Origin of the sequence: Pseudomonas sp. W22_MBD1_FP4, assembly GCF_052113765.1 — a bacterium.
GTDB lineage: Bacteria > Pseudomonadota > Gammaproteobacteria > Pseudomonadales > Pseudomonadaceae > Aquipseudomonas > Aquipseudomonas sivasensis.
Map to the genome: position 1 here is coordinate 1 of NZ_JBGQOI010000052.1, position 7,244 is coordinate 7,244.

The 7,244-nt window shown below is 58.9% G+C and carries 1 protein-coding gene; it reads right to left on the bottom strand.

The window, feature by feature from the left end; genetic code table 11:
• Window positions 1–7,244 (bottom strand): beta strand repeat-containing protein (locus ACEN2T_RS29900; RefSeq protein WP_442117994.1); only part of this gene is annotated, 7,244 nt, incomplete at both ends.

Consider the following 7,244-nt stretch of genomic DNA (forward strand, 5'->3'; position numbering starts at 1 on the left):
ACAACGTTGTTGCCAACGATGGCGTAGTAACCGTCTTTATTGCTGTCGCCAGTGAAGGTGACCACCAGGTTTGCAACCGGGGTTTCTTCGTCACCCACGGTGAACGAACCCGCCACAGTGTCTTTGCTGACAGCGTCTTCAACCAACGGATTGGCGGTTACTTCGATGGTCGGCAGGTCGTTGACCAGCGTCACATCCGGCGTTGCAGCATCGTGCGAGCTGCCCTTATCGGCATCCGTCACGGTCAAGTCAATCGCAGGCAGTTTGTTACCCGCGTTGACGAAGTTCGCGCCCGCCAGGGTCAACACCACGGCGTTGCCAAGGAGGGTGTAGTAGCCATCTTTGTTGCTGTCGCCGGTGAAGGTCACTTTCAGATCGGCAATCGGGGTCTCAACGTCGCTGACGGTAAAGGTACCGGCAACGGTGCCTTCGGCCACGGAGCCTTCCACCAGAGGGTTCGCTACGACATCAATCACCGGCAGGTCGTTGACCGCAATCACGTTGATCGGCAGCGTAATCGACTCGGACTTAGGCGCCGCATCACCATCCTGCGCAGTGGCGGTGACGGTGAGGTTCACCAGGCCATTGGCGTTTGGTACCGGGTTATAGACCAGCGTGCCCTTGTTCCAGGTGCTGATATCGATGCTTTGCACGTCAGCCGTGGCCGTGAAGCTGTGGCCCGGCGTGCCGTCGGAAATGGTCGCGCCTTCTGGAATACCGCTGATTTCCAGCTTCAGCGTCTCGGAGCCGTCTTTGTCGGTCGCATAAGCGTCAATCGCAGACAACTTGATCGCGTGGTCTTCCAGGCCAGTGTTCAGCACCTGGGTAACGCTGATGTTGTCCAGCACGCCGCCAAGCGAGTTGTTGGTATCGCCGGCCGGGGCCTTGAATTCGAGTTTGGCATCGCCGTCAGCGGTGACCGGCACGGTGAAGGTGTAGGTCTTCATGCCAACGACAGTGGTGTCCAGGGTGCCGACTTTGACGCCGCCCCAGAACACGTCGATCACCGAGCTGTTCTCAGCGCCCGCACGCGGCGAGTAGTCGACCGAGATGGTGTACGCGGTGCCGCCTTCCGCCTTGATGATGGTGTACAGGCTGGCGTCGTCGCCGGCGTTTTTCTCCAGCTCGATGACCTGGCTATTGCCTGGGGTCTCTACGCCGTAAATGCTGCTTTGGCCGATTTCCACCTTGCCGTCGGCGTTGCCGGTCTGCCATTGGGTATTCGGATTGGTGCCGGCTGCGTTATTGGCATCGCCAACCGCGACGACGCTCCAGGAGCCGCCGATGGGGGCGCTGTCGAAGTTGATCGCGCTGACAACGCCGCCACCGAGCAGGCCCAGGTGCGGGGTATCGGTAACCGGGGCGATTGTCACTGGGGCAGTGGTTTCGACGCTGGCTTTACCAGCATTGTCGACCGCGGTGAAGGTGAGCGCGGTATTGCCGCTCCAGTCCGCGGTTGGGGAGAAGTAAACCGACGCCTTGCCGTCAGCGCCTGCTGGCACCGAATCACCGACCTTGAGTTCGGTGGTCAGGCTGGCGTCGCTATACAGCTTGCCGTTTTCCGGCAAGGTGGTGATGACGAACTGGGCAACGGAACCGTCCACATCGGCGCCACTCAGTACGATGGTGGCCGCGTGGTCTTCGTCCGCGCCCGCCGAGGTGGCGGTTGCTGTCGGTGCATCGTTGAATAGCTCGACGGTGACCTTGCCGGTGGCGCTGCTGGTTTCCGGCGGCTCACGGTCAAGGTTGCCGCCACCGATATCGGTGACGTCGATGGTTACTGTGCGATCAGTGCCAACCGGATTGTTGCCCGGGGCCTGGAAGGTAATCGCTTCAACCAGCTTGGTGAAGTCGGCCGCGCTGTTGCCGGCTGGCGAGTTGCTGGTCAGGGTGTAGACGATCTTGCCATCGGCGGCGCTGCCGCTTTCGGTGATGGTGATACCCGCAACAGCGAGGGCCTTGAGCACGTCGGCGTTGCTGAGCAGATCGCCGGACACCAGGTGATCAACGGTGACCACTACCTTGCTGAAGGTTTTGTTGTCGACGTCGGTGATGCTCAGGTTTTCGACCAGCGCCACCGCACCTTTCTGCTCGACAAACTTAGTGCTGTCAAAACTGATAACCGGCGCATCGTTAACCGGTACCACGTAGATCACGGAAGTCACAGGCGCGGAGTCCGCCTGGCCGTCGTTCACGGTGATGGTCAGGTTACGGTTGGCCGGGCTTGGGTCTTCGCTTTCGCTGGCGAAGTGCACCGATCGCAGGACTTCCTGGTACTCAGCCTTGGTCGCTTCACCGGACAGGGTCAGTACGCCGGTGTCCTTGTCATAGCTGACGGTGATTTTGGTGTTGCTGACATCAGCGATCAGCACGTCATCGGCCAAGTGGTTGACCAGCGTGACCTTGGCGCTTTGCAAGGTGCTGTTGTCGACGTCGGTGATGGTCAGGTTCGCCGCGACGTAGCCGCCGGGTTTGCCCTCGATGTAGGTGTCGCCGAACGCGTTGGTCGAACCATTGCCCAGTACCGGCGCGTCGTTGACCGCAGTGACCACGACGCTGATCTTGCCGGTCGAGACTTCTTCAACACCGGTGCTCAACTCTTTGGCGGTGGCCTTCACGGTCAAGTCGAAACTGGCCGTAGAGTCCTTGAACGGCGTAACCGTCAGGGTGCTCAGGTTCCAGGTGCTCACGTCGTACAGCGTGTTTGCGCCGGTTGAGATGATGCTATGGCCGGTAGTGCCGTCGGTGAGCACGGAGCCTTCCGGCAAGCCGCTGATTTCCACCTTGTGGGATTCCGAGCCGTCGGTGTCGACAAAAGTGGCGGTGATCGGCGCGATCTTAATCGCGGTGTCTTCCAGACCGTGGTTGTAGACGTTGCCGGTGTAATAGCCTTCGCCATTCACAACGTGGCTGTCGCCCAGGACCATGCCTGCGGCTTCCAGCGCGGCCGCACTGGTGTAGGTCTGCAGGCCACTGTTGCCCAGGGACACCGACGAACCGTTGTTGATCGACACATTGACGTCGTAGTTGCCCGGGCCGTTCTGGTTGTAGTGGTAGATGTCGAGGGTGTAGTAACCCGACTCGGTCGGCGTGTAGGACGACCCGTTGATACCGCTGCCCTGGCTCCAGGTTTCGGAAGCGACCAGCTTGCCGCCCACGGTAATAGCCAGACTGTCGTCGGCCGAACCGGTGAAGGTGTAGCTCTTGCCAGCTTCCAGGTAAACCAGACCGGACACTTTGGTCGCGGTGCCTTCGGCCACATTGCCGTTGCTTACATTGCTGGTCACGCCCGTGGAGGCGGCGCTGTCAGCGGTTTGGGCGTTGATCACTTTGATCAGGTTGCTGGACTGGGTGACGCCTTGGCCGTTAGTGCCCAACTCGCCCGGCAGGTTGCTGCCGGTCCAGGTTTGAATGGTCAGACCGGTTGGCACTTGGCCGACGGTCAGCACCGGCACATCCGTCACCGGGTGAATATCCACGGTGATGGTTTTGGTATCGCTGTAGGAGTTGCCGTCGGTAGCCTGGAACTTCAGCTCGGTGTAATCACCTTGCTTGTTGCCCACGCCGGTGTTGCCGAAGCTGTTGTCGCCCGACTCGTTGTCTGCCGGGGTGTAACGCACGTTGTGGGCATCGAAGTCAGCCTGAGTGAAGGCCTTGCCCGCCGAGGTGTCGGTTTTCAGATCGGCCGTGGTGAGCTTGACCCACTCACCGTCGACTTTGTATTCGATGGAGCCGGCCGGCAGGCTGGTGAACACCACTGCCGGGCTCGTGGAATCTTCGTCCTGCACACCGAAAGTCGCCCAAGTGAGCTCGATCGAGGTGTCTTCGTTGCCCTCGATGCGGCCGTCGACGGCGGTTGGGGTGTCATCGACCAGCGTGACAGCCGGCTGGCCAGTGTTGTGGGAATTGAGGCCTTCAGGGTCGGTGACGGTCAGGTCGATTTTTGGCAACTGATTACCGGCATTGACGAAATCGGCGCCTTTTTGGGTCAGCACGACATTGTTGCCGGAGAGGCTGTAGTAGCCGTCAGCGTTGGTGCCGGTGGTGAAGCTGATGGTCAGGCTTTCACGCGGAGATTCTTCGTCACGCGCGTTGAACGTACCGGCGACGGTGCCAACTTCGGCGGTGTTTTCGACGATGGTAGTCGGCGTGATGTCGATCAGCGGTACATCGTTGACCAGGGTCACGGTCGGTTGACCAGTGCCGGTGGAATTCAGGCCTTCAACGTCGGTGACGGTCAGGTCGATCTTCGGCAGCTGGTTGCCGGCGTTAACGAAGTCAGCGCCTTTTTCGGTCAGGACCACGTTGTTGCCGGAGATGGCGTAGTAGCCATCTGCGTTGGTGCCAGCGGTGAAGCTGATGTTCAGGTTTTCGCGTGGTGTTTCTTCGTCTTTGGCGACGAAGGTACCAGCAACGGTGCCTGCTTCAGCGGTGTTCTCGATGATGGTGGTCGGCGTGACAGCAATTACTGGGACGTCGTTAACCAGGGTCACGGTCGGTTGACCAGTGCCGGTGGAGTTCAGGCCTTCAACATCGGTAACGGTCAGGTCGATCTTCGGCAGTTGGTTGCCCGCGTTAACGAAGTCAGCACCTTTTTCAGTCAGCACAACGTTGTTGCCGGAGATGGCGTAGTAGCCGTCAGCGTTGGTGCCAGCGGTGAAGCTGATGTTCAGGTTTTCGCGTGGGGTTTCTTCGTCTTTAGCGACGAAGGTACCGGCGATAGTGCCTGCTTCAGCGGTGTTCTCGACGATGGTGGTCGGAGTGACAGCAATCACCGGAACATCGTTAACCAGCGTTACGGTCGGTTGACCGGTACCGGTGGAATTCAGACCTTCAACGTCGGTAACGGTCAGGTCGATCTTCGGCAGCTGGTTACCCGCGTTAACGAAGTCAGCACCTTTTTCAGTCAGCACGACGTTGTTGCCGGAGATGGCGTAGTAGCCATCTGCGTTGGTGCCAGCGGTGAAGCTGATGTTCAGGTTTTCGCGCGGGGTTTCTTCGTCTTTGGCAACGAAGGTACCGGCGACGGTGCCTGCTTCGGCGGTGTTCTCGACGATGGTAGTCGGCGTGACAGCAATTACTGGGACGTCGTTAACCAGGGTCACGGTCGGTTGACCGGTGCCAGTGGAATTCAGGCCTTCAACATCGGTAACGGTCAGGTCGATCTTCGGCAGTTGGTTACCGGCGTTAACGAAGTCGGCGCCTTTTTCAGTCAGCACGACGTTGTTGCCGGAGATGGCGTAGTAGCCGTCAGCGTTGGTGCCTGCGGTGAAGCTGATGGTCAAACCATCGCGCGGGGTTTCTTCGTCTTTGGCAACGAAGGTACCGGCGACGGTGCCTGCTTCGGCGGTGTTCTCGACGATGGTAGTCGGCGTGACAGCAATTACTGGGACGTCGTTAACCAGGGTCACGGTCGGTTGACCGGTGCCAGTGGAATTCAGGCCTTCAACATCGGTAACGGTCAGGTCGATCTTCGGCAGTTGGTTACCGGCGTTAACGAAGTCGGCGCCTTTTTCAGTCAGCACGACGTTGTTGCCGGAGATGGCGTAGTAGCCGTCAGCGTTGGTGCCTGCGGTGAAGCTGATGGTCAAACCATCGCGCGGGGTTTCTTCGTCTTTGGCAACGAAGGTACCGGCGACGGTGCCTGCTTCGGCGGTGTTCTCGACGATGGTAGTCGGCGTGACAGCAATCACCGGAACATCGTTAACCAGCGTTACGGTCGGTTGACCGGTGCCAGTGGAATTCAGGCCTTCAACATCGGTAACAGTCAGGTCGATCTTCGGCAGCTGGTTGCCTGCGTTAACGAAATCGGCGCCTTTTTCAGTCAGCACGACGTTGTTGCCGGAGATGGCGTAGTAGCCATCTGCGTTGGTGCCAGCGGTGAAGCTGATGTTCAGGTTTTCGCGTGGTGTTTCTTCGTCTTTGGCGACGAAGGTACCGGCGACGGTGCCTGCTTCAGCGGTGTTTTCAACGATGGTGGTCGGCGTGACAGCAATTACTGGGACGTCGTTAACCAAGGTCACAGTCGGTTGACCGGTGCCAGTGGAGTTCAGGCCTTCAACGTCAGTAACGGTCAGGTCGATCTTAGGCAGCTGGTTGCCCGCGTTAACGAAGTCGGCGCCTTTTTCGGTCAGAACCACGTTGTTGCCGGAGATAGCGTAGTAACCGTCAGCGTTGGTGCCAGCGGTGAAGCTGATGGTCAAACCATCGCGCGGAGTTTCTTCGTCTTTAGCGACGAAGGTACCGGCAACGGTGCCTGCTTCGGCAGTGTTTTCAACGATGGTGGTCGGCGTGACAGCAATTACCGGAACATCGTTAACCAGCGTTACGGTCGGTTGACCGGTACCGGTGGAATTCAGGCCTTCAACGTCGGTGACGGTCAGGTCGATCTTCGGCAGCTGGTTGCCGGCGTTAACGAAGTCAGCACCTTTTTCGGTCAGGACCACGTTGTTGCCGGAGATAGCGTAGTAACCGTCAGCGTTGGTGCCAGCGGTGAAGCTGATGTTCAGGTTTTCGCGCGGGGTTTCTTCGTCTTTGGCTACGAAGGTACCGGCGACGGTGCCTGCTTCAGCGGTGTTCTCGATGATGGTGGTCGGCGTGACAGCAATTACTGGGACGTCGTTAACCAAGGTCACGGTCGGTTGACCGGTGCCAGTGGAATTCAGGCCTTCAACATCGGTAACAGTCAGGTCGATCTTCGGCAGCTGGTTGCCGGCGTTAACGAAATCGGCGCCTTTTTCAGTCAGCACGACGTTGTTGCCGGAGATGGCGTAGTAGCCGTCAGCGTTGGTGCCAGCGGTGAAGCTGATGGTCAAACCATCGCGCGGAGTTTCTTCGTCTTTAGCGACGAAAGTACCGGCGACGGTGCCTGCTTCGGCAGTGTTCTCGACGATGGTGGTCGGCGTGACAGCAATTACTGGAACATCGTTAACCAGCGTTACGGTCGGTTGACCAGTGCCGGTGGAGTTCAGGCCTTCAACATCGGTAACGGTCAGGTCGATCTTCGGCAGTTGGTTGCCAGCGTTAACGAAGTCAGCGCCTTTTTCAGTCAGCACAACGTTGTTGCCGGAGATGGCGTAGTAGCCGTCTGCGTTGGTGCCAGCGGTGAAGCTGATGTTCAGGTTTTCGCGCGGGGTTTCTTCGTCTTTCGCGACGAAGGTACCGGCAACGGTGCCTGCTTCGGCGGTGTTCTCGACGATGGTAGTCGGCGTGACAGCAATTACTGGGACGTCGTTAACCAGGGT